Annotated in this window: 24 protein-coding genes; 12 read left to right on the forward strand and 12 right to left on the reverse strand. The window is 69.0% G+C overall.

Features of this window, described 5'->3' with window-relative positions; genetic code table 11:
• The first annotated feature begins 8 nt into the window (after positions 1-8).
• The 7 genes from ABZ249_RS11945 to ABZ249_RS11975 all read left to right on the forward strand — a co-directional run bounded on the left by ABZ249_RS11945 (position 9) and on the right by ABZ249_RS11975 (position 6,165).
• Positions 9-248, forward strand: coding sequence for a hypothetical protein (locus ABZ249_RS11945; RefSeq protein ID WP_355260817.1), 240 nt, complete (start codon positions 9-11; stop codon positions 246-248).
• Between the two features lie 298 nt (positions 249-546).
• Positions 547-1,350, forward strand: a complete 804-nt coding sequence (locus tag ABZ249_RS11950; protein WP_355260820.1) for a hypothetical protein — start codon at positions 547-549, stop codon at positions 1,348-1,350.
• Between the two features lie 47 nt (positions 1,351-1,397).
• The gene (locus tag ABZ249_RS11955) at positions 1,398-1,970 is read left to right on the forward strand and encodes a hypothetical protein (RefSeq protein ID WP_355260823.1); all 573 of its coding nucleotides are present in this window, start codon (positions 1,398-1,400) and stop codon (positions 1,968-1,970) included.
• A gap of 152 nt (positions 1,971-2,122) precedes the next feature.
• Positions 2,123-2,671 (forward strand): GNAT family N-acetyltransferase, encoded by a 549-nt coding sequence (locus ABZ249_RS11960; protein WP_355260826.1) that lies wholly within the window; start codon positions 2,123-2,125, stop codon positions 2,669-2,671.
• A gap of 97 nt (positions 2,672-2,768) precedes the next feature.
• Positions 2,769-3,314 carry a hypothetical protein gene (locus ABZ249_RS11965; protein WP_355260829.1) on the forward strand — a complete coding sequence of 182 codons (546 nt, stop codon included), beginning with the start codon at positions 2,769-2,771 and terminating at the stop codon, positions 3,312-3,314.
• Positions 3,315-4,896: 1,582 nt separating this feature from the next.
• Positions 4,897-5,805 (forward strand): helix-turn-helix transcriptional regulator, encoded by a 909-nt coding sequence (locus ABZ249_RS11970; protein ID WP_355260832.1) that lies wholly within the window; start codon positions 4,897-4,899, stop codon positions 5,803-5,805.
• 180 nt (positions 5,806-5,985) lie between these two features.
• Positions 5,986-6,165, forward strand: a complete 180-nt coding sequence (locus ABZ249_RS11975; protein ID WP_355260835.1) for a DUF397 domain-containing protein — start codon at positions 5,986-5,988, stop codon at positions 6,163-6,165.
• Positions 6,166-6,479: 314 nt separating this feature from the next.
• On the opposite strand, the gene ABZ249_RS11980 is transcribed toward ABZ249_RS11975, so the two are convergent.
• Together ABZ249_RS11980 and fxlM (ABZ249_RS11985) are read right to left on the reverse strand one after the other, a co-directional pair.
• Positions 6,480-7,037, reverse strand: a complete 558-nt coding sequence (locus ABZ249_RS11980; RefSeq protein WP_355260838.1) for a phosphotransferase — start codon at positions 7,035-7,037, stop codon at positions 6,480-6,482.
• 287 nt (positions 7,038-7,324) lie between these two features.
• Positions 7,325-8,581, reverse strand: coding sequence for a methyltransferase, FxLD system (fxlM, locus tag ABZ249_RS11985; RefSeq protein WP_355260841.1), 1,257 nt, complete (start codon positions 8,579-8,581; stop codon positions 7,325-7,327).
• Positions 8,582-8,700: 119 nt separating this feature from the next.
• On the opposite strand from fxlM (ABZ249_RS11985), the gene ABZ249_RS11990 reads away from it, so the two are divergent.
• A complete protein-coding gene (locus tag ABZ249_RS11990; protein ID WP_355260844.1) occupies positions 8,701-9,243 on the forward strand; it encodes an AAA family ATPase in 543 nt (180 codons plus the stop codon).
• Positions 9,244-9,349: 106 nt separating this feature from the next.
• Positions 9,350-9,997 (forward strand): helix-turn-helix domain-containing protein, encoded by a 648-nt coding sequence (locus ABZ249_RS11995; RefSeq protein ID WP_355260847.1) that lies wholly within the window; start codon positions 9,350-9,352, stop codon positions 9,995-9,997.
• 53 nt (positions 9,998-10,050) lie between these two features.
• On the opposite strand, the gene ABZ249_RS12000 is transcribed toward ABZ249_RS11995, so the two are convergent.
• Positions 10,051-10,575 (reverse strand): hypothetical protein, encoded by a 525-nt coding sequence (locus ABZ249_RS12000; RefSeq protein WP_355260850.1) that lies wholly within the window; start codon positions 10,573-10,575, stop codon positions 10,051-10,053.
• Between the two features lie 102 nt (positions 10,576-10,677).
• Positions 10,678-11,148 carry a hypothetical protein gene (locus tag ABZ249_RS12005; RefSeq protein WP_355260853.1) on the reverse strand — a complete coding sequence of 157 codons (471 nt, stop codon included), beginning with the start codon at positions 11,146-11,148 and terminating at the stop codon, positions 10,678-10,680.
• Between the two features lie 180 nt (positions 11,149-11,328).
• On the opposite strand from ABZ249_RS12005, the gene ABZ249_RS12010 reads away from it, so the two are divergent.
• Positions 11,329-11,724 carry a DUF6283 family protein gene (locus ABZ249_RS12010; RefSeq protein WP_355260856.1) on the forward strand — a complete coding sequence of 132 codons (396 nt, stop codon included), beginning with the start codon at positions 11,329-11,331 and terminating at the stop codon, positions 11,722-11,724.
• A gap of 151 nt (positions 11,725-11,875) precedes the next feature.
• Positions 11,876-12,328, forward strand: a complete 453-nt coding sequence (locus tag ABZ249_RS12015; RefSeq protein ID WP_355260858.1) for a hypothetical protein — start codon at positions 11,876-11,878, stop codon at positions 12,326-12,328.
• A gap of 336 nt (positions 12,329-12,664) precedes the next feature.
• Here the strand turns inward: ABZ249_RS12015 and ABZ249_RS12020 are convergent, their stop codons facing one another.
• The 7 genes from ABZ249_RS12020 to fxlM (ABZ249_RS12050) all read right to left on the reverse strand — a co-directional run bounded on the left by ABZ249_RS12020 (position 12,665) and on the right by fxlM (ABZ249_RS12050) (position 22,526).
• Positions 12,665-14,458, reverse strand: a complete 1,794-nt coding sequence (locus ABZ249_RS12020) for an immunity 49 family protein (protein WP_355260861.1) — start codon at positions 14,456-14,458, stop codon at positions 12,665-12,667.
• Between the two features lie 328 nt (positions 14,459-14,786).
• Positions 14,787-15,911 (reverse strand): hypothetical protein, encoded by a 1,125-nt coding sequence (locus ABZ249_RS12025; protein ID WP_355260864.1) that lies wholly within the window; start codon positions 15,909-15,911, stop codon positions 14,787-14,789.
• A complete protein-coding gene (locus ABZ249_RS12030) occupies positions 15,908-16,723 on the reverse strand; it encodes a thiopeptide-type bacteriocin biosynthesis protein (RefSeq protein WP_355260867.1) in 816 nt (271 codons plus the stop codon). The genes ABZ249_RS12025 and ABZ249_RS12030 overlap by 4 nt, the downstream gene beginning before the upstream one ends.
• Positions 16,724-16,746: 23 nt before the next feature.
• A complete protein-coding gene (locus tag ABZ249_RS12035; protein WP_355260870.1) occupies positions 16,747-18,009 on the reverse strand; it encodes a lanthionine synthetase C family protein in 1,263 nt (420 codons plus the stop codon).
• A complete protein-coding gene (locus ABZ249_RS12040) occupies positions 18,006-21,032 on the reverse strand; it encodes a lantibiotic dehydratase (protein ID WP_355260873.1) in 3,027 nt (1,008 codons plus the stop codon). Before ABZ249_RS12040 ends, ABZ249_RS12035 begins: the two co-directional genes overlap by 4 nt.
• A 69-nt stretch (positions 21,033-21,101) precedes the next feature.
• The gene (locus ABZ249_RS12045; RefSeq protein ID WP_355260876.1) at positions 21,102-21,254 is read right to left on the reverse strand and encodes an FxLD family lanthipeptide; all 153 of its coding nucleotides are present in this window, start codon (positions 21,252-21,254) and stop codon (positions 21,102-21,104) included.
• Between the two features lie 48 nt (positions 21,255-21,302).
• The gene (gene fxlM / locus ABZ249_RS12050; protein WP_355260879.1) at positions 21,303-22,526 is read right to left on the reverse strand and encodes a methyltransferase, FxLD system; all 1,224 of its coding nucleotides are present in this window, start codon (positions 22,524-22,526) and stop codon (positions 21,303-21,305) included.
• Between the two features lie 389 nt (positions 22,527-22,915).
• On the opposite strand from fxlM (ABZ249_RS12050), the gene ABZ249_RS12055 reads away from it, so the two are divergent.
• Positions 22,916-23,566, forward strand: a complete 651-nt coding sequence (locus tag ABZ249_RS12055) for an HAD family hydrolase (protein WP_355260882.1) — start codon at positions 22,916-22,918, stop codon at positions 23,564-23,566.
• Between the two features lie 136 nt (positions 23,567-23,702).
• Here the strand turns inward: ABZ249_RS12055 and ABZ249_RS12060 are convergent, their stop codons facing one another.
• A complete protein-coding gene (locus tag ABZ249_RS12060) occupies positions 23,703-24,587 on the reverse strand; it encodes an aminoglycoside phosphotransferase family protein (protein WP_355260885.1) in 885 nt (294 codons plus the stop codon).

Genomic DNA, 24,587 nt, shown 5'->3' on the forward strand with positions numbered 1-24,587 from the left:
ACACGCCCGTGCAGAACGAAGGAGAATTCATGGTCTTCGCTCCACCGGAGCAGGTGCGGCGCTTGCTCGATCCCGGGATACGCCACGAGTGGGATGTGGCCCTGGCCCATAGCGCCACTCGTGAGCATCAGCCGGTCCTCGACCTGACCCTGACCCATGACGCCTTCGGTATCCACACCCGCTGGGCCCACACCCCGCACGGACTGGAGTGGGCCACCAGCGCCGTGCGCCTACCCGGCGCCGGCTGAACTCCCACTCGCCTGACCCAGGCGGTACGGCTGGCCTCGCAACGTCCGGCCGTGCACCACCTGGCCCGAGGCCGACAGCGGTGTGCGCTCTACCTGTGGTCCCAGCGCGGTGCCCTGCACCTGCGGCTGACCGGACCCGGGAGGAGCCCGGTCAACGAGGTCTACCCCGACCGCGAAGCGGGACGCATGGCCGCCACCGACCACTTCACCCGCCTGATCGCCCACGGATGGCGACCCGCCCCGCCCCCGCACCGGAATCCGCCCGGTGTCGGTTCCGACGCTGACTGGAGTTCCGACCATGGAAAATGAAGCCCGCCGACTGGGCGCCACGATCGCAGCCGCCTGGCGTGAGGCCTACGGGCCTTCACGGATCGAGACGCCGATGAGCATGGTCGCCAATCTCGCTCTGTTCGACGCCCTCACCCCCGAACAGGCCCCACGGCCCATGGTCGAGGTCGTGGAGCTGGACGCGCACTCCTTCCTGAGCGAGCTCTACGGCCGGTGGAACCTGGGCGCCTACACCTGGCCCCGCCTGCACCACATGTGGATGCCCTGGTTTCAGTGGACGGGCGCCTTGTTGATGTTCCCCAGCAGAGTGGCAACCGAGCAGCGCCTCATCGCAGCGGCCCGCCGCATCGGCGCCCTGGCCGTGAGCGAAGGACTCGCCGACCTGATCACGAGCGCGCACGTCTCAGCCAGGTGCGACCTACTCGGCCACATCCTCAACCCTTTGCACGCCCAGCTCCAGGCCGAGAACCCCGCTCCCGCGCCCACACCGCCGCTGGCCGCAGCGGGCCACGACACTGCCTGGAGCCGCCAGCTCCACCCCGGCGCGGTGGTCGAAGACCCTCAGGCCTGGTCAGGCACCCGCATCATGCACCTGATCCGCAGCCTGCGTGAACGCGGCATCGGCCCGAACACCCTCACCTGGCGTCTGCGTGCCACCGATCCGGTGGCGGCGGCCACCCTGGCCACCTCGTGCGCCCTGTGGGGGCTGGACACATCCGCGGTGATCGGCACCAGCACCAACGAGGCCGCCTGGGTGCGCATCGCGGAGAAAGACGTCCGGGCAGCGGTGAACCGCAGCCTGGGCCTGTGCTGACCTCTGCCCCGCCCCTTCCATCTGACTTCTCCTGAAAAGGATCCTTGATGACCGATTACCCCATGCCCCCGCAGATCGCCCGCCTACCCCGCGTGGGAACCACGCCTGTGCCCTGGACCGTGCAGTGGAGCACGGGCTCAGAGCACGTGGTCCAGCGCGAGAGCGGCCCCGTTGTGGTGTGCACCTGCAAAGCTGGCAAGGGCCACCCGATCTTCGGCTCCCCGTGTGCAAACCGCCAACGACAGGCCGTGGCCGAGCGCCGCTGCACCGTCTGCGGCATCCCCATCGAACCGGACCAGGTATGTGTCTGGCCGCTGGCCGACACCACCACCCGGTACTACTTCGAGGCCCCAGCCCACCCCGAGTGCCTGGCCTTCACCATGCGGGCCTGCCCCAAGCTGGCATCGATCACCCACCGCACCCACGTGGTGCAGGCCCACCACTACCTCATCTGGGAGCGCCGGGCCATCGGCACCAGCCCTGAAGGGCTCGTCTTCGACATGGCCCCCTTCGGAGAGCCGTCTCCGGGCGTGCTCGAGCTGTACACCCTCACCCCGATCGACCCCGAGTTCGTTCCGGCCCCCGTATGGCTGGACACCTACGCCCAGGACCTGCGATGACCTCTCGTCCCTCGCCCAAGGAGGAGGGCACCGCGTCAGACCTGTACTTCGTGCACATCCCCGGTAGAGGGCGCGGGCACGACCCCGTCCACGAACTCTTGGCCGTGCCCTGCGACCCGCAGGGACGGCCGGGTGCGGGGATGGTCATGGCGATGAGCACGTTCGCCGCACGCGAGATCATCGGCCGACAGATCGGCGCGATCCGCTGGCACCAGGGCCCAGGGGTGGCCAGCGAGATCTACGTCGCCCCGCAGATGCGTCGCCGCGGAGTCGCGACGGCCTTGTGGAACACCGCACGCAACCTGCACGCCTTGACCACCGGCGGTCGTCCTTTGCAGGTCTCGGGGCGCCGCACGGTCCTGGGCGACCTGCTGGCAAGGCGGTTATGCGACCCGCCGGCGCCTCTGAGCGAACTCGTCCTGCCGATGACCCCGCAGTCGGAGGCCAGCGGCGCTGAACAACGCCAACTGGCACCTGACGACATCGAGGAGTCGGTGCTTCGCTACCGCTACCTCGGCGTGCCCGACCAGGTTCTGCAGGCCTACTGCTCATCGACAACAGGCCTGGACCAGGCTCTCCCGACCAAGTGCCGGATAGCCGAGGGCTCCGAAGTTACAGGCGCCGTACACGCCACCAATCGCGACGTCGACCCCACCCACCTGCACAGGCACCTCATCGAACTGATCGACATCGCCAACTGAGCAGGGCCGACCACGGCCACCCCTTCATGCGGGGTGTCCCCGCACCTTTCTCTCATCATCACGGGGCTGAGCGCCCCCATTCGGAAGGACGACCACCATGCCCACCTTGTTCCGTTCGCCCCTGGCCATGTTCGCGCTGACCGAGGAGGCCACCCGGCTCGGCCGGTCTTACTCGGTCACCCACGACGTCGACTCCGGAGGCGCCCCCTACGTCACCGTCCGCGTGTGGTGGAAACGTCCCGAGCAGGACACTCCCGTAGAGATCCGAGCGGTGTGGCACACCCGACCCACCAGCACCTACCGCCTCAAGTACGCCATGGCCCGCTGGCCCGGCCAGGACTGGACCGACGTGAGCGTCACCCGCGCACAGCAGCTCTTGGCCGACGGCACCGACCTGGAACCCCCGCCGGAGCAGGCGCCAGACCCAGCCCAGGAGTGGGCACGGGTGTGGTGCGACCCCTACCTCGCCGGAGACCTGGGGGCGCGGCTGACATGCGAGGAGACCGAAGTCGTGGCCGATCTGCTGTCCACCCTGGGAATGCCGCGCCAGGCATTGGCGTGGTTGGTGGAGCACGCCCAGGGCGACGACGAGGGCGATAGCCACTGGGAGCTGCGGCAGAAGTACCCCAACGGCTACGAGTGAGTTGTCGGGTTCAGGGTGGGTGCCGGTGGAGAGGGGGCCAGAGGTAGGCCCCGCCCCAGGCAGCTCGGAGAAAGTCGGGGTGCACGGGGAACAGGGAACTGGCCTTCGGTGCTCGCGTTCTCACGGCTGGACGTGTTCGGCCAGGTGATAGCGCGTGCGCCGAAGACGTTGCCGTAAGCGGGGGAAAACCATTGACAGCCCCGCGGTCAGCGCCACAGGGCCCGCCGCTCACTGGAGGGCGCAGGTCAACCGAGGCTCAGAAGCGCCCCCCCTGCCAGCACGGCAAGAAGACCCGGGGCCACTTTCTGGGCTATCGTCTTCGGCTCAATGCACAAGCATATGCACGTGCATTTAAGGGTGTGTGATCGGCCTCTCTTAATAGTCGATCCGAAGCGCGAGATCACGTCGAAGCACCTGTGTCCGGCTTCGCACCCGAGCCCTCTCGCGTAGGGCGGTTTCATTCGTTCGAGGTCGGGGATGTTGCTTGGCATCGAGGTAGAAGTGGAGGCAAGGGTGCTGACAGGTAAAACCTGAGCTCACCGACCGGCGGAACCTCCAAGACCGGGTTTCGGTCAGCAGCATAAATCCGATAGGGTGAGGCCTCATCCGCAGCACCGGACGACCCATCTGGGGCAGGCACAGCGGACATAGCGACCACCATGGCGGAAAGGTCGCTGCTCAGCGCTCGTACATACGCGCTGGATCTCCTTTTATGGTCATCGACGACCGATATCAGCGCACGCCGATTAGGCTGATGAGCGACCCTATTTTCAAGGGGTCGCCCACCAGCCGAATCAGTCCACGGGCCACTAAGACCACGGGCCGCCGAGTTGTTTGCAGACGCCTAGGCGGTTCCGTTGGAGGGGACCTCGGGAGGGGCTACGGCTCTTCCCGGGGTTCTTCCCGGGTTTCGGTCTTTTCGGATTCGAACGTGATTTCCTCTTCCTTTCCCTGGCCTCCGGTCCCGAAGATCGATGAGATCGGGTCCAAGATCATCCATGCCTCTCGGACGACTCGCCTGGCGACTTCGCCCGCGGCAGCGTAGACGATCGTGCGCCCGAGCCCGGGTTGCCCGGCCTCCTCGCGGCGCGGACCCGCAGTTCCGTCACGATCTTCCTGGCCCCGAGGGGTGGGCGGCTTCGACAACGTGTCCTCTTCTCGCTCGACTGGGCTGCTGTGTCGAGAGGGATTTCCGACCCCTCCGGCCGGACGGGGTGGCTGAAAGAGGACAAATTCGTGCTAATTCAAGGCTGCGGTGCAGTATGGTGCGCCTTGTTGCGCTTCGGTGCTTTGCACCCCTAGGGGGTTCTGTCCTATTTTCGCCCATTCGTGGTGATGAGGGGTGGAATCGTGAACCCACCCGAAAGCGGGGCACCATCCTATAGCAAACAAGATTTATCCGATGCAACTGACATCGTGGCACCTCACATATAGACTCTCCACTCGTAGAGCCTCGCCAGGGCTCATAGTAGAGCCAATGGGCCATGCACCGGCCATTTTCACCGTGTCCGGACATCCCATCCCTGAAGTGCGAGGTCACAGACCGCGACCCGACGGACCAGACCCCTGAAGGGACACCTCCATGAGCACCGATCGCGGACCCGTGGTCCATCAGCGACTGCTCATCCGCAAGCTGATCGAGCTACGCCATGAGTGCGGCCTGACCCAGGAGCAGGTGGGGAAGGCGCTGGACTGGTCCCACGCCAAGGTCATGCGTTACGAAGGCGGCGTCCACGTCCTCTCCCAGAGCCTGCTCGACGCGCTGCTGGTCTTGTACGGGGTGGCCGGGACATCCTTGGGGCGGGAGCTACGCGCGTTGGGCACGGCGGCGCGCAAGAGCGCCTGGTGGCACCCTTACCGCAATCTGATGAAGGCGGCTTACCGGACCTACATCGGTTTGGAAGCCGGCGCCGACACCATCCGCCAAACCGCAACGACTGTGGTTCCTGGCCTGCTCCAGACCCGGTCTTACTCCCGCTGCGTCACGGCGACCTACGCCAAGCCGCTCGAGGTGGAGCCTCTGGTTGATGTGCGCATGCGCCGACAGAGCACCCTGGCCAATCGCGACCCCCGGCCACGGCAGATGTATCTGCTCAGCGAAGCCGTGCTGAGCATGCATGTGGGCGTCTCAGTGGATCCCGACATCATGCCAGGCCAACTCCACCATCTGGTGGACATGGCGGGTAGGCCCGAGGTGCAGATCCGGGTCATCCCCGCCGGGCACGGGGAGCACGCCGCGATGATCGGGGGGTCCTTCATCCTGTTGGGCTTCGACGACGAACTCGGCCTCGACGACGTGTTCTATGCCGAGATGCGCAATATGTGCTCGCTGACGGACAAAAAATCTGAAATGGGAAAATATCTTCGCGACTTCCAGGAGGCATGGGAAGAGAAAGCGCTCCCCGAGGACGAGTCAGTACAGCTCATCAAACAACACGCGAACTCGATGAAATCGCAACGGCAGCCCCCAGTTCACGCACGCCACCCATAAAGTGATAATGCGGATCGGCTGCAGATCTGATTTCCAATCTGTATGGCGCCTTCGTCGAACCGTGTTTATAGTGGAACTGCGTTCTCGGTTCGTTCCTCATCGGATCCACCCCGGGTGGACGCCCCGACGATGAACATGCGCGACCGACGAGCGTTCCCCCGCTACGAGGAGCGTGAAGACATGGCCGAACCCACCCCGCACTGGTACACGAGCAGCTACTCCGCCGACGCTGGCCATTGCGTCGAGGTCGCCCACCTCGCCGAGGGCCCGCTGGTCAGGGACTCCCAGAACCGCACCGCCTCGATGCTCGCCTTCCCCTCTGGAGAATGGAGCGCCCTGATGAGGTCAACGCGAGATTAGGCTTCCCTACCACCGCTACGGCTTTCTGGCCCCGACACGAACGAGGGGCGGGGTCATCTGCCATGCAGCGCCTCGCTTAACCCATCGTTTGTGCGGGGCCTGAAGTTTATTTCACCTCTTCTTGATCTTTTCAGGCTCTCGACCGCCTGGGCAGACCGGTAAGGCGGTTCACAACGAGGCTTCGGCATCCGGATGGAAAGCAAGATCTGTCCGCTTGGGCCAGGACGAAGCGACTGGTCCGTGTTCGTCGTAGCGACCCAGCGTGGCCCCTGGTAGAAGCGGATAAGCCAGGGGCCAAACCCCCCCTTTTTTGGTCAGGCGCCGATGTTCAGCAGGTGGCGGGCGTGGGCTCGGGCGTGGGGAGCGAGTCTGGCGTGCAGGTCATCGCGCGGGGCAGCCTGGACGATCTCGGCGCAGATGATCAGCTGCGCTAGGCGCCCCTCCTCGGTGTCCAGGACATCGGCGAAGGTCTCGCGGACTCGGGCCGCGGTCTCCGGTACCGCCAGGGCGTAGGCGTGTAGGACAGCGGCGTCGTACCCGACGGGGGTCGCCCCCCACCCTTCCCAGTCCAGGAGAGTCAGCGGCTGCCGGGTGATGTTGGCCCAGTGCAGGTCCGCGTGAGCGGTCACCCAGGTGCGCACGGTCAGGTTCACCCCTGCCTTGGCTACCTCGGGCAGGTGGGTGGGGATGCGGTCGATGTATCCCGGTGTGTGGCTGAGCCGCCCGGGCGGAGCCGTCACCTGTTGAAGGTCGCTCAGGACGGTGCGCAGACCCGTCCACCAGGCAGAGTCCATACTGACCGGCTCTTGCAGGTCCGGTGTCCTGGACACGGGGACGGCGTAGATCCGGGTGAACAGCAGTGCCTGGAACACCGGGCCGGTACCCCAGGTGCGGGCAGCGAGGAGGCGAGGCCGGGGAACACGTGAGGGCAGGGTTTCCTCGGCAAGCCGGTTGCCTTCCCACAGCCGGCCGCCCGCTTTCGGTGCGAACTCCACCCTCAGCCATTCGGGGCGCCCATCAGGACCGGTGACGGGGCCGCTCACGGTTCGGCCTCCCACTCCGTGGTGCAGCTCGCACGACGAGGGAACGGTCAGATTCAAAGCAGCGGTCGCGTCCTGCCATGCCGATGCCAGCACGGAGTCCGCGGGGGCGTCTGGTGTCATTTTTCCGGGTCCGCTTCCCAGTCGAGCTGGGGTGTGTCGCGTTGGTCCCACAGGGCGACGAAGCGGGTGTGTCGTGTACGGATCACCTGGGTCGTGTCCGAGGGAAGGTCGGGGTGGGCGAGGAAGCGGGGCCCAGGGCCGGTGCGGTGGTCGCGGTCCCATCGCTGGACGTGCTCGACCAAGGTCGTGAGGAGCACGGCGGCGTCGGGGCCGTGGCCGCGGGCGAGGAACTCCCACTGGTCGGGGTCGGTGGAGACCTTGGGCAAAAGCAGGTAGGCCAGACTGGTGCCGGTCCACACCGCCGGGGTCTGGTGCACACCCATCGTGGCCTCGCCCAGGACGTCGGCATCGCCGGACAGGGTCGCAAAGCCCGGCAAGGTGGTGGCCAGCCACATCTGCAAACCGCCGAAGTAGGCGTTGCGGCCGATCCGCACTCCGGTGAGCTGGTCCCGGGCCGGGGCAGCGAACACCTCAGGGAGCAGGTCGGGGGCCGGGACGGGGGTGGCGTCGGTGGTGAGCGACACCGCGTCCGTGACAGGCACGATGGTGGGCGCCGGCGCCCCCAGGCCTTGCATGGGGACGAAGCCGGCGTGATCGCCGGTCTCCCCGACCAGCAGGCCTCCGGTGTGGTGGGTGAAGGCGTAGACACGCTGGAAACCCCGGATTCGGAGGGGCAGGACCAGGCGTCCGCCGTCAACGAGCTGGTCGGTCCACGCGGGTGGGATGTCGGCGGCGGCGACCGTGACGATGATCCGATCAAAGGGGGCGCCATCGGGGTGGCCGTGTTCGGCGTCGCCTAGGACCACGTTCACCCGGTCGGCGTACCCGGCTTGGGCCAGGAGGGTGCGGGCGCGGGCGGTGACCTCGGGGTCGATGTCGATCGAGGTGACCTGGCCGGTGGGGCCGACGAGTTCGGAGATGAGTGCGGCGTTGTAGCCGCCGGTGCCGATCTCCAGGACGCGCATGCCGGAGTGGATGTCGGCGCGCTCGCACATCAGGGTCTGGATCCAGGTGGCCGAGACCGAGCTGGTGGCCTGGCCGTCCTCGTCGACCTTGGTCTTCAGAACCGCCTTGGGGTCGTAGACCTTCTCCAGGGGGAACTCGGGGGCGAACACGTGGCGGGGTATGGCGCGAACGGCGTCGGCCACAGGCTGCGTGCGTAGGGCGTTGACGGCCCACAGGCGTTCGATCATCCGCTCGCGCAGAGCTTCGACCTGGGCGGTGTCGTGGGTGGGGGTGTCGGAGGTCGTCACACCGGCAGGCTAGCCCGGTCGGCACAGGCGGGTGGGGATTTCTACGACAGTGATGACGAAGGACCGGGGCTGCCCGGTTCCACCCTTGGGGTGGCGGCGCCTGGGTTAGGGTCGCGTCCATGACCTCGTGGGTGAACGCCGCTTCTGACCAGCGTGTACTGGTGGTTTTGCGTGGCAACTCCGCTTCGGGCAAGTCCACCGTCGCCCGATCATTGCGGGCGGCGTACGGGCGGGGGCTCGCGATCATCGAACAGGACAACGTACGCCGCACCGTGCTGCGCGAGCGCGATGTGCCCGGCGGTGCGAACATCGGGCTCATCGACCTGATGGCCCGCTACGCCCTGGACCACGGGTTCCACGTGGTGGTGGAGGGGATCCTGTACGCCGACCGCTACGGGGACATGCTCACGGCGCTCATGCGCGACCACCGGGGCATCGCGCGCGCCTACTACTTCGACATCCCCTTCGACGTCACGCTGGAGCGCCACGCGACCAAACCCATCGCAGGCAAGGTCGGTGAGGCCGAGTTGCGGGACTGGTGGCGACCGCGTGACCTGCTCCCCAGCGGGGTGGAGGAGATCATCGACGAGCACGGCACCGTGGAGCAGAACACGATGCGGATCCTCACCGACTGCGGCCTGCAATCCCGGCACCGGGTCTGACCGCCCTCGCGCGGAGCAGCAACACCTGGCGCTGGAGCGGGCCGGCCGTCGTCGGGGCCGTTTATCCTGCGTTCCTACCAGCACCGATGCAGGTGGGAGGTCTTTTGTGTCGCTGACTCCGACGCAGGGCACGATCGTGGCCGCGATCCGGTCCCTGACCGCCGAACACGCTCACCCGCCGACGTTGCGGGAGATCGCCCTCCGTGCCGGCCTGGCCAGCCCGTCCACCGTGTCCCGCCAGGTCGCCCGGCTGACCGAACTGGGCTACGTCACCCAGCAACACGGGGTGGCGCGCAGCATCCGGCTGACCGAGCGCGCCACACCCGGTGCGCCCACCGATTCCGCGGACCTGATCCGCGCCGTGGAGAACGCCGAGCAGCGGGCCCGCCGGGCCGAGCGGGCCCTGTCCACCGCACAGACCGAGGCCGACCGCTCCCGCCAGCGTGCGGCCCGGTGGAAGGCCGAGATCACCGCGGTGCGGGAGCTGCACCGGGCGGTGCCCGACCACCCCCGCGCCCTGCTGGAGGCCGATGATCCAGACCGGGAGTGCATCGAGTGCGGCCGCGACGTCGATGCCGACGCGAACCGGCACCACTGGGACCTGGAGTTGGGCTCGTGGCGGTGCACCGCCCGCGGGGCCCGCTCACCCATGGTGTGCGGGCACTGCCGGGACTCCTGCGGCCGTCCGGTGCCGGCGCCCTGTTCGACCCTCCAGGCGATGGACCGGGCCAAGGCGGCGGTTCAACCGGTTTGAAGGCGCAGCACGGCCAGGTATTTGTGGCCTTGCTCGTGGACGGTCTCCAGCCGTCACGGGGACGGGTGGACGAGCCGCTCGAGGTCTCCCACGCCTGCCAGCAGGTAGTCGAACCAGTCCGTGGCCAGGGTGCCACTGCGGACCCACATGCGGACCTGCCCGGGCTGCCGCCCCCGCGCCCGATTGTGGTCGTGGTAGGCGGTGTGCTCAGGGTCGGAACTGTCCGGGTCCATGCCGGTGCCGACCAGCAGAGCCCCGGGCCGGGCCAGGGCCGCCAGCTGTTCCAGTACCCGCGGGACGGCCCGTTCCCCCTGGAGGAGTCCCAGGTTGTTGCCCAGCAGCAGAAAGGAGTCGAACGCGCCCGCCCCCCGCGGGCGGGCGACGACCCCGAGCCGGACCTCGGCGCCGCGCTGGCAAGCGACCTCGACGGACCCCGGAGACGAGTCCATCCCGACCACGTCCTCGCCCCGCCCATGGAGGGCCAAGACGTGGCGGCCCGCCTCGGCGCCGACGGCCCAGCAACGCTGGAGGATGCATCCGAACACGTCCCCGATCCGGGGCTCAGGGGTGTGCTCCATACCGGGTGAGCTTCGCAGGTCCCACGGAGCGGCCAGCTGGTCTCCGCAAGCCCGCACAGCCGCTGGCTTGCTCGCCGAGGGATGCGAACAAGCGCCGGGAGCTCACACGCCCGGGCGATCGCCGTCGACAGGTGCCGGTTTCAGCAGGCCCTTACGGTAGAGGAGCAGAGCCAGGTGCACGATGGTGTCAGTGGCCTGGGCACCGCTGATCTTCAGGCGGGACGCGGTGCGCTGGACTGCCCGGGTCAGCCCCCGGGTGGAGCGGACCGAGTTCATGATGGCCAAGCACTCGTGGTTGAACCACGCTGCCTGCCCCGTGCGCTCATCCCCCAGCGCCAAGCCGCCGTTCCCATCGCCGACCCACCGCACGTACTCCGGGATGCCCAGGCCGTTGTGGATGTCCGCGGCCGCCAGGTGATCGATCCCCTGGTCCGGGTTCTGCTGGTGCCAGGCGATCAGAGCAGCCACATGGCCCTCGTGTAGATCCTCGTCCAGGAGCTGGGCCCAACCGCAGTCGGGGCAACCGATCCGGGTCTGGTGCGGGTCTGCTTCGGGGGTGTGAGAAGCGGTCATGGTGCGACGCTAACGTTCCCGATCACTGCCGCGGGAGCGAACACCGAAACGCCCCGTCCGTGACCGGGGAACACCGCCGACCGACCGGCCGCCCCGGGGGGATGGATGCGGACGAACGCTCGGGTTCAGTAGGTTGAAGTACCCCTGTGAGGTTCCCCGCGATCGAAGTGGTGGACGACGATGAACGAGACCCCTCGGCGCTTCTTCCCCTGTGGGGAATGCCCCTGGCGCAAGGACGCAGCTCCGCGGTTCACCGAGGAGCAGTTCGAGCAGATGGCGTCCAGCTGCGCTGACCGGGACACGGGGTATCAACCCATGCCCGGAGAGATGTGGTTCGCGTGCCACAAGGGCCAAGTGGCCGCTCCTGAAGAGGACACAGCGTGCGCTGGATGGCTGGCTATGGAAGGTCATGCCCATGTGGGGGTGCGCGTGGCCGTGGCCAGCGGCCGTCTGCCCAGCGACGCCCTGGCACCCGGTGAAGGCTGGCCTGATCTGTTCGAGAGCTTCGCTGAGATGCGCCGCCACCAGGCACTACCAGGCCCGGCCCCGTCCACGGCAGGCAGCGCCGATGGCTGACCGCCCCCGGCATGCACCTGGTGGAATCCCGGGATCTGTCGAGACCGCAGCGCCCCCGAAGGCCCCTGGCCACCTGACCGCAGCACCGATGCGTTCCTCGGTCACTCTCACTCTCACCTACGGTTCCTTCTCCACCGAGGTGACACCGGGGGTGCTTGACCTCGGAACGGTCGACTGGTTCCGACAGGGGGCGTGCCCGCTCATGGCCTGGGCCCTGGTCGAACAGGCCGCACGGCACGATCTGGGGTGGCAGTTGGCCATCATCGGGGACGCGGTGGACTGGGGCGATTGGTGGCACATGGGTGCCATCACCCCCGACCACACGTACTTCATCGACGCGGGCGGAGCCGCACAGGTCGATGAGGTGTGCGAGCAGTGGCATCGGGAACACCGTCAGCGCCGCCATCCGGGCCATGACACTGGCCTCTCGGCGGTCAAAGACGTCTTCCTCCAGTTGCTCTGGCCCGACCCCCGAACCGCGGACGAGCACACCCGGCAGGTGACCTTGGAGTTCGCCGCCCAGATCCTGGCCGCTGAGGGATTCCTGCCCTGCCCCAGAGCCGCACCTGCCGGTTCGGGGGACGGCGGACCGGCGGAGGCATGACCGGGGCCGGGCCCCTGCACCAGGCCGGCACGGATCTGCACCGGTTCCACACAGCTCTGTCGCTGTGACCGCCGCCGACCCGATCCGATGCGTCAGTGCCCATGAGATCCCCGACAGCACCCGAATCGCGCTCCTGCCCGAACTTGGCGCTACACCCGCGCCGCCGAGTTCGCCGCACAGCACGCCCACGTATGGTTCCTGCAGTGTCCCGACAACCCCCGGCGCTGCGCTCAGCCTGTGACAGCCGAGCGTCACAGCACCGCTTGGTCGCTGTCGGCCGATGAGCGACGGCGGTCGACAACGGCCGCTCACAGGGACGTCGCTCCCGAATCGGGATCAGGTGGCAAGGGCTCCGGCCCGGTCGAGCAGCCCCTGGGGCAAATAACCGCTGTCGATGCGCACCTCCCAGCCCCGCATCCGGGCCAGACAGGCCAGGGCCAGCGACCGCCGGTCCACCAGCCCGTCCGAGCGCCGGGCCTGTTCCCCGAAGGAGTACGCGTCCCGGTACACCTCCAGAGCATCGGCCAGGGCCAGGTTGAAACCCTCCTGGTCTTCGGCCACCAGCTGGGAGAGCGCGATCACCGGGGGTGGCGGGGAACCGGGGCGGGTGTGGCCGGCCAGCGCTTCCAGTGCCGCGTCGAGAGCCTCGCGCACGCGCGGGCCCGGTATCGCGCCGGAACCGGTCGGGGCGGACCGCAGGTAGGTCAGCAGCGCGACCCCGTAGCGGAGAAAGACGGAGGTGCCCGGGCCGCCCGGGCGCGGGAAGAGTTCCTCTGGCATGCCCAGCAGCGCCTCCAGACGTTCGGGTGACCCTGAGATCAGGGCGTACTCCACTGCGGTGGCGAGCCGGTTCCCGGACACGCCGTTGCGGGGTCCGAATGTGCGCAGCACGGCCGTGGACTCCCCCAGGGCCACCTCGACGGTCTCCTCTCCCGCTGCGGTGCAGGCGAAGGCGGCCGCGGTGAACTGGGAGGCGTGCGTGAACGCGGCGAGCTGTCGGGGGTGGCGGGCTTGGGAGTCTAGGGACAGGGACCGGCCGAAGGTGAGCTGTTCGAAGTCGGCGTAGCGCATCAGGTCGTCGGCAGTCCTGTAACGGGAGGTATCGGCCTGCGCGGCTTCTCCCATCCAGGTGTCGTTGCGTTTGAAGAGCTTCTCGATCGTCCAGTTACGGGTGGAGGCTTCGGCGGGGTGTGCGACCTCGATCGGCCCTTGGGCCAGTAGGCGCAGCGCGTCGGGGTCCTTGTCCGCACCGTAGGGGCCGACTCGCAGGCCGCGGCCGCCCTGGACGAGGTGCCGGGGCAGGTAGTCGGTGTCGAAGGGCATCGTCCAGCCCTCCACCCGCACCGCCAGGGCGGCGAAGGCGAGCTCGGCCACCGGGAGCAGTGCGTCCAGGTCCTCGCTGTCGCGGTTGTCGCGGAGCCACGCCAGCCGCATGGCCATGAGGGACCAGAACAGCTGCTCATTGCGGCTGAGCAGGGCGTGCAGGAAGAGCAGTTCGAAGTCGACCGTGGCCAGGTCGGGGAGGCCTTTCCCGGACCCCTCTTCCAGGGAGGCGAAGAAGGGCGCCATCGCGGACTCCACGTACCCCGTCAGCTGGTCGCGCTCGGCGCCCAGTCCCGGGTAGACGTAGAACGCGAGTGCTCGGTGCAGCACCTGATCCTCGGTGAAGCCTGAGGCGAACTGGACGAGGGGGCCTTCGTAGGCGTCGCACAGGCCGGAGATGACGCACAGGTACAGTGCGTGAGCCCACCTGCCGGGAGCGATCGGCCGCTGGCCCTGGGGTTTTTCTCCGTACTCTTCGAGGTCCCGGTAGGAGACACCGGTCCCGGTGTAGGTGAGGTGGACCGAGACCTCGGCGGAGGTGGGCGCTCCGTCCAGCAGCAGCGCTCCGGTGAAGGCCTCCGCGGCCGAGTACAGGGCGGCCCGGATGTCGGCTTTTGCTTCCGGGTCGGTGGCGGACCGGGCGGCGGCGTAGGTGACCAGGTCGCGGCCGATCATTTTCCAGCCGAACCCGTCCCGGCCGCTGTGCTGCTGGTCGTTGACGTCCTGGCCGATCCGGTCGGCGAAGTCGTCCAGGGCCTCCCCGATCGCTTTCTCGTCGACTCGGTGGCGTTCGATCCGCAGGGTCACAGTGCCCTCGTTTCCAGTCGGCTGTTCCGTCCGCGGAGCAGAGTCTGGCACGGCGCCACGACACGAACCCTTCAGGAGCGTCAGCGCCCTACACAGAAGTGGCCCCGACGTCCCACTGGAAGATCGAGCGAGGGCACCCAGTCGGCCGCGGACATGAGTTCTTGGAGCGGATCACGCGTATCAATCGACCATGGACGCGCCCGCTACGGACTCGCAGCGGTCGTCTTCAACGTGGTTTGTGAGATGGAGGCGACCGTTGTGGGAGGCAAGCGACTACGCCCATACGCTCCCCGGGGTCTGGCCGAATTGGTCTGTCGCAGCGTCCACCTCATGGTGTCAGGTGCGGGTACGCATGCTTGAGGCGGCAGACCAGGTGGGTGGCTGCCTGGTCGCAGATCACCGTCAGTTCCTCGGTCAGTGAGGCGGGCTGGTCGGCGCGGACCAGCTCAGCCTGCCGGACACGCTCGCGTAGGGTCTGACGCTGCCGGAGGCTCAGCTCTTCTCCGACCACCGGAGAACCCAGGACCGCGGTTGCCGCGTTTGCGTCGTTGCTTCCCATGACGGCGTCGATCACGTGGGAGACGAGAGCGCGGTGGCCTGGGGCCAGCTCGCAGGCCAGCACTCCTGCACGGGCGGCGAAGACGGCGCCACCTGGTGTGGGCGGTAGTTCGATGAGGTGGCGGGCCATAGCGGTGGCGACGTCAGCAGGGTCGTGACCCGCCATGCGCGCACTCGCCGTGGTCAGGCAGGCGGCCACGGCCTGCTCCCACGGCTCATTGCACACGGTCTCTTCCAAAAGGATCCGGGCTGCGTCGGGATCTTGGCGGTGGAGTGCGGCCAGCACGGCGACCTGGCGGCCGTCCAGGAGGCGGGTACCGATGCCGTTGTAGCGGTGAAGGTGTTCGACGGCGTCCTGCCAGCGGTCGGCGACACACAGGGCGCGGGTGCCGTCGGCGAGCATGACCGCCCAGAGGAAACGGCGTAGCTCGGTGCGCTCGCTCGGGCTGGTGACCAGGTCTGCCACCGGGCAGGTTCGTCCTTGCACCTGGGCGGGCTGCCCGGGGGTGGTGGCGGTGAGCAGGGATTCGAACACCGTGTGGGCCGCGGTGGGGTGTCCGGTGCGGATGGCCAGGCGGCCGAGGTTCACCAGTGGTTGCAGGGCCAGGAGTGCGGTTGTCGCGGTCAGGGGCCCGGCTGAGGCGAACACGTCGTACTGCTGCCAGCACAGGGCCTCGGCGAGGTCCGGTTGGCCGGTGTCACTGGCGACCAGGGCGGCTTTGTTCATCGCCTCGCAGGCGCGCGTCATCCCCTCCTCAGGGTTAGGGGCCTGGTCGGCCTTGTGGACAAGGCCGTTGAGTTCGGTGAGCCGTTGTCGCAGCGGGAGCGCTGGGGGACGTGGGCGAGGGACCAGCGGGATGTAGCGGATCGCTGGTGGGAGTTCCTGGCCGGTCACAGGTGCACCGTTTCGGGGTCGAAGATGGTTCGGGCCGCGGTGTGGGAGAGCACCGCCTGGGCGGGGGCCGGGATGCCGAGGCGGTTCCAGCAGAAGATGACGTGGTGGGCCAGGACCGCGCGGAGCCCGCGCTCCAGCCGGCCGCGGGTGTGGAGGTCGGCCAGCTCGCGCCCGCAGTCCTGGAACGCCTGTGCCCAGGGAGCGAATCCGGCGAAGGCCCCGGTGGTGAAGTGCGGGGCGTGGGGGCCGGGGTCGACGCTCAGCAGGCGGTGCACCTGGTGGTGGACCTTCTCCGTGGGCTGGCTGGTGGTGGGTAGGTGGCGGGTGGCGGACACGCGGTCCCAGACGTCGCCCTGCTCGTAGTGGTCCAGGCCCGCGGAGCGCATCAGGGTGTGGCACAGCAGCAACGACACCTCCTTGCGTCGGTCCGGCCCTTTTTCGGCGGTGGCGAGGAACTCCATGAGGTGGCGGGTGTCGGCGCAGAAGAGGGTGTGGGCGGCTTCCATGGCCGCAGTGCCGCCGAAGGCGCGGGGCTCGGGTTCGTACACGACATGCGTCCACCGGCTCAGGTGCCCGCCGGCGGTGAGGCCGTCCAGGAGCTCGGCTACCCGTTCCTGGAGGATCATCTGCTCGGTGGCCTCGTGTGGAAGGTGGATGCGGCACCGCCAGGCGCCCTTGCGCATCACGAACCAGCGGAAGTCGGCCAAGGCGAGGGCCAGGTGGTGGACGCCGGCGTGTTCGGCGGTGGCCGGGTCGGGGAATTCGACGTTGACCTGCAGCCACGCACCGGTGCGAGTGGGGTCGGTCTTCATCGTCGTGTCCTTCCAGGAGGTGGTCAGGCCAGGGCGAGGTAGGCGTCCCAGGGCACGCCGGTCGCGGTGCCGGTGGCGTAGGTGTGCAGGGCCAGCGCGATCCCGGCGCGGCCGTCGAGGAACTCGGGGTCCGGGCTGTGGTGGTCGTCGGGTTCGAGACGGTCGATGAGGGTGCGGGCGATGCGGTCCAGGTCCTGTGTCAGCGGCGCGTCGGGGGCGTCGGCGTTGATGCGCCAGGCACAGTGCAGCAGCCCGGCCCATCCGTGGCAGAGCCCGAGGTCGGTGAGGGTGTCGAGCTGGGAGGCGTCGCGCAGGCAGTCGGCCATCGCCTGCTCGGCCTTTGCCCGGCGGCCGTGGTCGCCCAGGGCGATCCCGGCGAGTTGTTGGGCGCGGGCCAGGCCGGGGGTGCCGTAGCACCAGGAGGGCCGCTGCGCGGTGGAGGGGGCGGTGGTCGGGCCGGTGCTCCACCGTCGGGGGGTGAGGTAGTAGGGCCACCACGTCCCTTGCGGGCCGGTGTGGCGCCGGGTGTCGAGGACGTCGAGGATCCGGCCGATGGCGTCGGTGTGCCCGTCGACGGTGACCCCGTGGCGCAGCGCCAGCGACAGTACCGCCAAGGGGGCGGCGATGCCGTGGGCCGTTCCCAGGTTGAGGTGTCCGCCGGGGAAGTCGGGGTCGAGGCGGTTGTGGGGGGACTGCCGGGTCCACCAGCCTGGCCACTGGTCGGTGCCGACGGGCAGTGGAAGGGTGAGCCGTGCCAGGTAGGTGAGTGCTCGGGCGGTGATATCGGCGTCGGGGTGGGTGTGCAGGTGGTAGGCGGCGAGCCCGGTGAGTCCTTGGATGAGGTCGAACTCGGCCAGGGTGGGGAGCTCGCCTCGGTCGAGGCGGGCGTGGGCTTGGTCCAGCCGGTGGAGGGTGAGGCGTGTGGTGGCCTCGTCCAGGCGGGTGCGTGCTCGGGCCAGGTGGGTGGGCGAGGTCGCGGCGATGGTGGTGAGCAGGCCCAGGGCGGGGGCTCCGGACCACAGGGTGGCGGTGTCACTGCCGTTGACCGGACCGGACAGGGCGCGGCTGAGCCAGGCCCTGGCGGTGTCCCAGGACCCGTGTCCGGTGCGGGCGGCCTCGATGTGGGCCAACGCCACGCCTGCGGCGCCGCCGCCCAGGGAGGAGGGGCGTTGGCGCAGGGCCGGTTTGTCGGGCAGGAACCGCACGTGGTCGGGGTCTGTGAGGCTGTCCAGGATCGTCCGAGCAGTGCTGTGCGCCCGGTTCGCGGTGGTGGCGGTGGCGGTCACTGGGGCTCCTTGGTACGGGCGTTCCAGCTCAGAGCGGCGGCCCGTGCCAGTGCCAGGCATGCCCGTTCGGTGGCCGGGTCGGGGCCGAACAGCCGGGTCGAGTGCAGGTGCAGCAGGTCCGGCAGCACTTCCGCGGCGGCGAAGCCGAGGTCGGCGAGGGCCTTGGCGTAGGCGCGGGCTGCTTGGGCACGTTGCTCCCAGGAGTCCCGGACCGGGGTGGGAGGGCCGTCGTGGTCGGGGTCGGTGAGCGTGATCGTGTGCGCTGCCTCGGTGCGGTCGGTGGTGCCTGCGGGTGCGTGGTCGATGAGCCACCGTCGGGCATCCGGTACGTTTCCGAGAAGGTGGTGGGCGAGGTCGGTCATGCTGGCGGCCGCCCACACGCGCGTGCCTGCCTCGGTCTGGTCGGTGGCGAGTTGGGCGGCGACCGCGCGGGAGTCGGCGACGAACAAGGCCTCGGCGGCCTCCATCGCGGTACCGGGCCCGAACCTTCCGGACTCGGGGGTGTAGGTGTCGTGGACGACGGCGGCGACCTGGCCTTGGGCGCGGAGGTCACGTGTCCAGGCGTGCACGGCCTTGAGTTGTTCGGGGTCCTTGATGTGGACCCGTACGCGCAGGTGCGGATCGGGGTCCCGGTATCGCAGGAACCACCAGGAGAGCGGCGTTCCGGTAGCAGACAACCGGGGAAGCCCCTCGGTGATCAGGCCGGTGGCGTGGTCGGGGTGGCCGTACAGCTTCACCGAGCACCACCCGGCTTCGCCGGGCAGGTGCTCTGGGCTGCGGGGGTGAGCCGATCCGGGGAGGGGCCGGACCGGGCTCGGTGCCTGGTTCGCGGTCACGGTCGCGACGATCTCGTGGGCGCGGCCTCCGATCCAGCCCAGGTCCTGGTCGGTGGACGCCTCGCGTAGGAAGATCCTCCCGGCCTGGCCCAGCCCGGTGCGCACCAGGTCCTGGTGGGCGGGCAGGCGCAGATCCACCCGCAGGCGCTGGTCGTTCTCCCCCATCTCCACCTCGTCCGGGACCCGGTGGGTGGTTCGCCACCGGTCCAGGTGGTCGGCCCATTCCTGCCACGGCGCGTGGGGGCCGGGAAGGGTGTGGGCGTCCAACCGCCACCGGGCGGGGGCCAGGACGCATCGCCGCCACCGCACCCGGGGCAGGTAGGGCAGGTGGGTGGCGGCTCCCCAGGCGAAGGGGACGGGAACGGCGGTGAAGGCCCAGGGCAGCTCGGCGAGGAACCGCATCTGTGGGTGGGCGGCGCGGGTGAATTCGAGGGCGTGGAATACGACCGGCTCCACCGGCCGCAGCCCGTGGCGGGTGACCAGGTGCAGGCGGTGAGGGTCGGCGGTGACGGCGAGGTCGTCCAGTCCCAGGGCGTTGGGGTCGGCCGGGTGGTGCTGGCCCAGCGCCAGGCGGGTCGGCAGCACCGTGGGGGTGCGCGCTACCTGGTCGCCGCGCGCGGACGCCGCCGGGCAGGTGAGCTGGGCCAGAATCGCGTCCTGGCACAGGGTGGGCAGATGCCGGTACAGGTCGATCAAGGGGTCCCGGCCGGAGGGTGGCAGCAGGTCGAGGAATCGGCCCACGGTGGTGCCGGCCCCGCGGGAGGCCCCGGCGACCACGACACGGAAGTCACCGGCGTCGAGGGCTTCCCGGCTGGTGGCGTGAACACGCACCCGCAGTTCGGTGTGCGGCCACACGGTGTCGAGCGGGGTGGCGCCGAGGCGGTCCAGGAGGTGGTCGTCCACCACGACCTCGCCCGTCCCGTCCCAGGTGGCCTGTTGTGCCAGGCCGAGTAGGACGGCGTCGCGTTCGGACAGGGCCTGGGCTGGGGGCGTGGGAAGCCGGGAGCCGTGGAACCCGGCGGGGAGCCCGAGTCCACGGTCGGGGTCGGTCACCTCGGTCACCGGTACCACTGCTCCGAGCCCGTAGCGTTCGCAGAATCGCCGGTGGTAGTCGGCCCAGGCGGGGGTGCCCTGGCGGACGGGAGACAGGCGGGCGAGCACTCCGGCGGCGTCCTGGATCTGCCAGGAGACGGTGCGCGGCAGGTCCAGGTTGCTCTCCAGCCGCAGGTCCACGCTGGTCGGGGTGTCCACCGGTGCCACACCGGCGAGTGCGGTGCGGGCGCGGCTCATCGCGGCGGCCCGCACTGCGGGTTCGGGTGCATGGTCGTGGTCCGCGAGGCTCCGTTGCGCGGCCTCCAGGTGGGCGAGGACCGTCGCGGCGTGCGGGTACCGGTCGGCGCCGGCGTCGCGCGCGGCTGCGATGAGGTGCCCCAGCGGGTCGGGGGTGTCCATGGGCGGGTGCAGGCAGGTCAGCAGCACCCGGTGACGCACCAGCGTGCCGACCAGGGCACGGACGGCGTCTCCCCGGTCTGGGAACGCCGTGTTCAGCGCGGCCTCCACCTGGGCCCAGGACGTGGGTGTGCGGGCCGTCTCCAGGGCCATGCGCGCGGGGGCGGTCAGCCGCAGCGAGGAACGCCTGCCGTGGTCGGCTCCGGATTCGGGTCGGTGCTCGATGAGGATCCGGCCGGCGCGCACCACAGCGAGGGTGTTGGCGACGACCGACAGGTGGGCGGTGAACTCCGGCTCGCAGGTTTCCAACCGATCGACGGCCGCCGCGGTCCAGGCCGCGCTCACCCGTGCCACCGGCCGGTGGTCGACGCCAACGTTCCCGGATACGGCGGACGCGAAGCGGGTCGGGGCCACCCCGGCGAACGACCCGAACGGCGCGGCCCGGCTCTGGGCGCGCAACACGTACCGGGCGCAGGAGCGGGCCACCCGCGCGAGGTCACGCCCGCTGGCGCCGTCATGGCAGACGTGGTCGATCCGCTGGAAAAGGATGGGGCTGGCGTCGCTGATCGCTGCTCCCAGCACCGGATGATCGCGCACCTTCCGCAGCCATCCGACCCACGCACTGCGGTGCTCGGGGCTGTCGGCGGGGCCGTCAGGCCACAAGGGGAGGTCGTGGGGGTCGGCGAGCGCGGAAGCGCGCAGCACGCCGCTGGAGTGGGCGGTGAATCGGGGGTGCACGGGCGCTCCTTGAAGGGGGGCGGCCCGGCGCCGCTGGCTGCGGCGCCGGGGTTTCAGCGCAGGGCCGTCCTAGGGGCAGGTGGTGGAGCAGGCGCTCTCACACGTGGAGCCGCAGTTGTCCCCGGTCAGGTTGAGCAGGGAGTCGAGCCGAGGGCCGCTCTCGACGACCTCGACGTCCAGGTCGAACCCGTCGGCGTCGACCTGGTGGTGGTCCAGCGACATAGTTGTCTTCCTTTCGGGTGGAGGGGCACACCCCGGGGCGGGGTGTGTTCAGGTCCAGGCCAGGACGGTGCGTGTGTGCGGCTTGTCCAAGACCCGGACCCGGTTCGTGGGGAGGTCGGCGTCGGGGGTGCCGCTGGGCCAGACCTCGATGCGGGCCATGGATCCGTCGTGCCGGTCCCAGGCGCGCAGGACGTCGATGTAGTTCTGGGCGGCGTCTTCGCCGTGGGGTCCGTAGGCGAACACGCCGATCTCGAACCGGCCATCGCCCAGGGAGCGTTTGGTGCGCACCGCCACGCTCCCGTCGTCGGCGAGCACCACCGGCACGGGCTGGCGGGCCAGGGGCCCGGAAGGCCCGTGCTCGAGGACGTCGCCGGCCACGTGCAGCATCGCGTACCGGTCGGCGTGGGCCGCGGTCCACAGGTGCAGCCGGTCGGGGTACGTGAACTCGATCCCCGGCCAGAACTCCTTGCGGGGGCCGTGCAAGGAGTTCCGCAACGCGGCCACGTCCACGGGCTCCTCTGCGCCGTACAGGGCGATGTCGTCCCCCTGCACGGCGATCCCGCGCTCCTCGTGCGCACCCGCGCCCTGCATGGGCACGAACACGGTGAGGTGGTGATCGGGGCGGCTGACCAGGTGGTCGCCGACGCGGTCGAATCCGACGGTGCGGCTCACCCCGCGCAGCCGCATCGGGGTGACCAGGCGGCCGTGGTCGGTGAGCTGGGCGGTCCAGGCCGGCGGCAGGTCCCACGCCCTGACGGTGACGATGATGCGGTCGTAGGGGGCGAACGCCTCCACGCCGTATTCGGCGTCACCGGTCACCACGCGTACATCCTTGTACCCGGCCTCGTCCAGATAGCGGCGTGCCCGGTCGGTGATGTCGGGGTCGATGTCGATGGTGGTCACTTCGCCGCCGGCCCCGACCAATTCGGAGATCAGGGCGGCGTTGTATCCGCCCGAGCCGATCTCCAACACTCGCATGCCCGGTCCGAGTCCGGCCTGGTCGAGCATCATGGCCTGCACCCGCACCGCGGACATCGAACTGGTGATGAGGCCGTCCCCGGTCCGCTGGACGGGTGGCGCGTAGTCGGTCGCATACGCGTCCTCCAGCGACACCTCGGGGACGAACACGTGCCGGGGAACCTTCCTGAGCACATCCGCGACCTCCGCCGAAATCGGCGGCATGCCCCACTCCTCCTGCAGTCGGAGCAGGGTGTCGACCATCTGCCGGCGGATCTTCTCCACCTGCCCGGGGTCGGAGCTCACATCGGTCATGGGCATCTCATTCCTGTGTCGGATGGTCGAGGTCGTGTGCGGCTGTCACGGTGGCCCGAGCGTGTGTCCGCTCCAGCGCGAAGATCGCATCGGCAGGGCGGGCCGCTGCCGGGGCGGATCCGTGCCCGTGCACCCACCATGCACAGAGCTCCCAAGAAAAGCGATCAGCGCGCTGATAATCTTTATCAGTTCTCTGATAATGACCCCGTTACGGGACATGAGGCCTGATCAGACCCCAATAACAGCTGAGCACATGGAATTCCCAGATGACATGAATTGCCGATTAGTGGCAGTTCGCACCGCAACCCACGCCTTGGGAGCTCGGCGACCCAGGGGGTCGCTAGGGTGAGCCGGGCGTGAAGGCCACCCGGGTAGAGGCAAGGGGTGTCATGGTGCGGTCTGTGGTGTTCGACGTCGGTGAGACGCTGCTGGACGACACCCGGGAATGGGCACGGTGGGCGGACTGGCTCGCCGTCCCCCACCACACGTTCTCCGCCGTGCTCGGCGCGGTCACCGCCCAGGGCCGCAACAACGCCGAGACCTTCCAGTACTTCCGGCCGGGGTTCGATCTGGCCCGGGAGCGGCAGCTGCGGGAGGAGGCCGGGTTCGGTGAGCTGATCGGGGACGTAGACCTGTACCCGGATGTGCGTCCGGGGTTGTCGGCGTTGCGTGAGGCGGGCCTGTGGGTGGGGATCGCGGGGAACCAGACCTCGCGTGCCGCCGAGCTGCTGGAGGGGCTGGGGCTGGCGGTGGATGCGATCGCAACCTCGGGCCAGTGGGGTGTGGCCAAGCCCGACCCGGCGTTCTTCGCCAGGGTTCTGGAGCTGGCCCCGGGGCGCCCCGAGGAGATCGTGTACGTGGGTGATCACCGCGACAACGACGTGGTGCCGGCCAAGTCCGCGGGGCTGCGCACCGTGCTGATCCGGCGCGGTCCGTGGGGGTACTTGTGGGCGGATGACCCCGTGGTGCGGGAGAGCGCGGACTGGATCATCAACGACCTGACCGAACTCCCAGATCTGTTGATCTCCTCCGGAAACTAGCCAGCCCGGTTGGCTCCCACCTGGTGGACGAGTGAGAGGAGAAGCGGTTTGCCAAACCTTCCAAAAGGCTATCGATTTCGCTTCACCAAGGCTTCTGCTTCGTACACCGTCTCGAAAGAATGGTCAATTTAGGGGTTCATGTTGCTGGTGTCCAGGGCCAAGGGCGGGCTCCCTGGCGACCGCGAAGGCAGTCGATTCTCAGCTGGGCTTCCGAGTGCATGTGCTCTTGTGATGAATGCTGGACGAAGTACAGCGTCATGCGCAACTCGCGGATGTCCCGCAGGGTAGAGAAACCGGGCCAAGCCCTGACGTCGTCGCCCCCATACACCTGAACGAAGCTGCGGTAGTCGCTTTCCGAAAGCCACGGCACCGAGTGGGTCTTCATCGCGGTGGATACCAGGTCCCACTCCGGTGGACCGACCGAGCAGCGCTCCAGGTCGAGGAGAAGCGTGCCGTGGGCATGGCGGGCAATGTTGCCGGTCCATGCATCACCGTGGACCACGGTATGTCTCAGGCCGCCGGGGAGCGTCTTCCACGCCTCTTGCAACTCGGCGAGACGCTCGCGCAACCAGGCCACGTCAGCGTCGCTGAGTCCGACGGCGTCGTCGATGCGTTGGGGCAGTCGCACGAACGGGTCGAGCCGTCCCAGGTTCAGGTGGTCGGGAACCGGTAAAGCGTGAAGGGTGCGCAGAAGGTGTGCGACGTCCTCAACGGTGCCGGGGCCGTGCTCGGGCAGTTCTTCCCAGAAGGTGATGGCTCGATTGTCGATGATGATGGGCTGGTCGACATCGAGAGGGGTGACGACTGGGAGTCCTTGTGTGGCGAGCCAGCGGGCGATGGCCACTTCTCGGTGTGCGGCACGGGCTTGTCCAGGCCGGGAGATACGGGCGACGAGGCCGGACAGACTGAGGATGGCGTTCTCGCCCAAGCGGATCGGGCGCGCTTGCTCCGGTGAGCGGGGGATGCCGGCTTGGCGCAGTGCTGGGGCGAGCAGTTGTTGGTATTCGGCCGCGGGGGTCAA

It is taken from the genome of Nocardiopsis sp. NPDC006139 (assembly GCF_040614155.1).
GTDB classification, from domain to species: Bacteria; Actinomycetota; Actinomycetes; order Streptosporangiales; family Streptosporangiaceae; genus Nocardiopsis; species Nocardiopsis changdeensis.

What these genes read in the sequence shown, in the direction of transcription:
- ABZ249_RS12005 (WP_355260853.1), bottom strand. Translation starts at nt 11,148, where the DNA reads ATGACCGCTTCTCACACCCCCGAAGCAGACCCGCACCAGACCCGGATC.
- ABZ249_RS12045 (WP_355260876.1), bottom strand. Translation starts at nt 21,254, where the DNA reads ATGTCGCTGGACCACCACCAGGTCGACGCCGACGGGTTCGACCTGGAC.
- ABZ249_RS11975 (WP_355260835.1), top strand. Translation starts at nt 5,986, where the DNA reads ATGGCCGAACCCACCCCGCACTGGTACACGAGCAGCTACTCCGCCGAC.
- ABZ249_RS12000 (WP_355260850.1), bottom strand. Translation starts at nt 10,575, where the DNA reads ATGGAGCACACCCCTGAGCCCCGGATCGGGGACGTGTTCGGATGCATC.
- ABZ249_RS12010 (WP_355260856.1), top strand. Translation starts at nt 11,329, where the DNA reads ATGAACGAGACCCCTCGGCGCTTCTTCCCCTGTGGGGAATGCCCCTGG.
- ABZ249_RS12030 (WP_355260867.1), bottom strand. Translation starts at nt 16,723, where the DNA reads ATGAAGACCGACCCCACTCGCACCGGTGCGTGGCTGCAGGTCAACGTC.
- ABZ249_RS12055 (WP_355260882.1), top strand. Translation starts at nt 22,916, where the DNA reads ATGGTGCGGTCTGTGGTGTTCGACGTCGGTGAGACGCTGCTGGACGAC.
- ABZ249_RS11990 (WP_355260844.1), top strand. Translation starts at nt 8,701, where the DNA reads ATGACCTCGTGGGTGAACGCCGCTTCTGACCAGCGTGTACTGGTGGTT.
- fxlM (WP_355260879.1), bottom strand. Translation starts at nt 22,526, where the DNA reads ATGACCGATGTGAGCTCCGACCCCGGGCAGGTGGAGAAGATCCGCCGG.
- ABZ249_RS11965 (WP_355260829.1), top strand. Translation starts at nt 2,769, where the DNA reads ATGCCCACCTTGTTCCGTTCGCCCCTGGCCATGTTCGCGCTGACCGAG.
- ABZ249_RS11960 (WP_355260826.1), top strand. Translation starts at nt 2,123, where the DNA reads ATGAGCACGTTCGCCGCACGCGAGATCATCGGCCGACAGATCGGCGCG.
- ABZ249_RS11955 (WP_355260823.1), top strand. Translation starts at nt 1,398, where the DNA reads ATGACCGATTACCCCATGCCCCCGCAGATCGCCCGCCTACCCCGCGTG.
- ABZ249_RS11950 (WP_355260820.1), top strand. Translation starts at nt 547, where the DNA reads ATGGAAAATGAAGCCCGCCGACTGGGCGCCACGATCGCAGCCGCCTGG.
- ABZ249_RS11970 (WP_355260832.1), top strand. Translation starts at nt 4,897, where the DNA reads ATGAGCACCGATCGCGGACCCGTGGTCCATCAGCGACTGCTCATCCGC.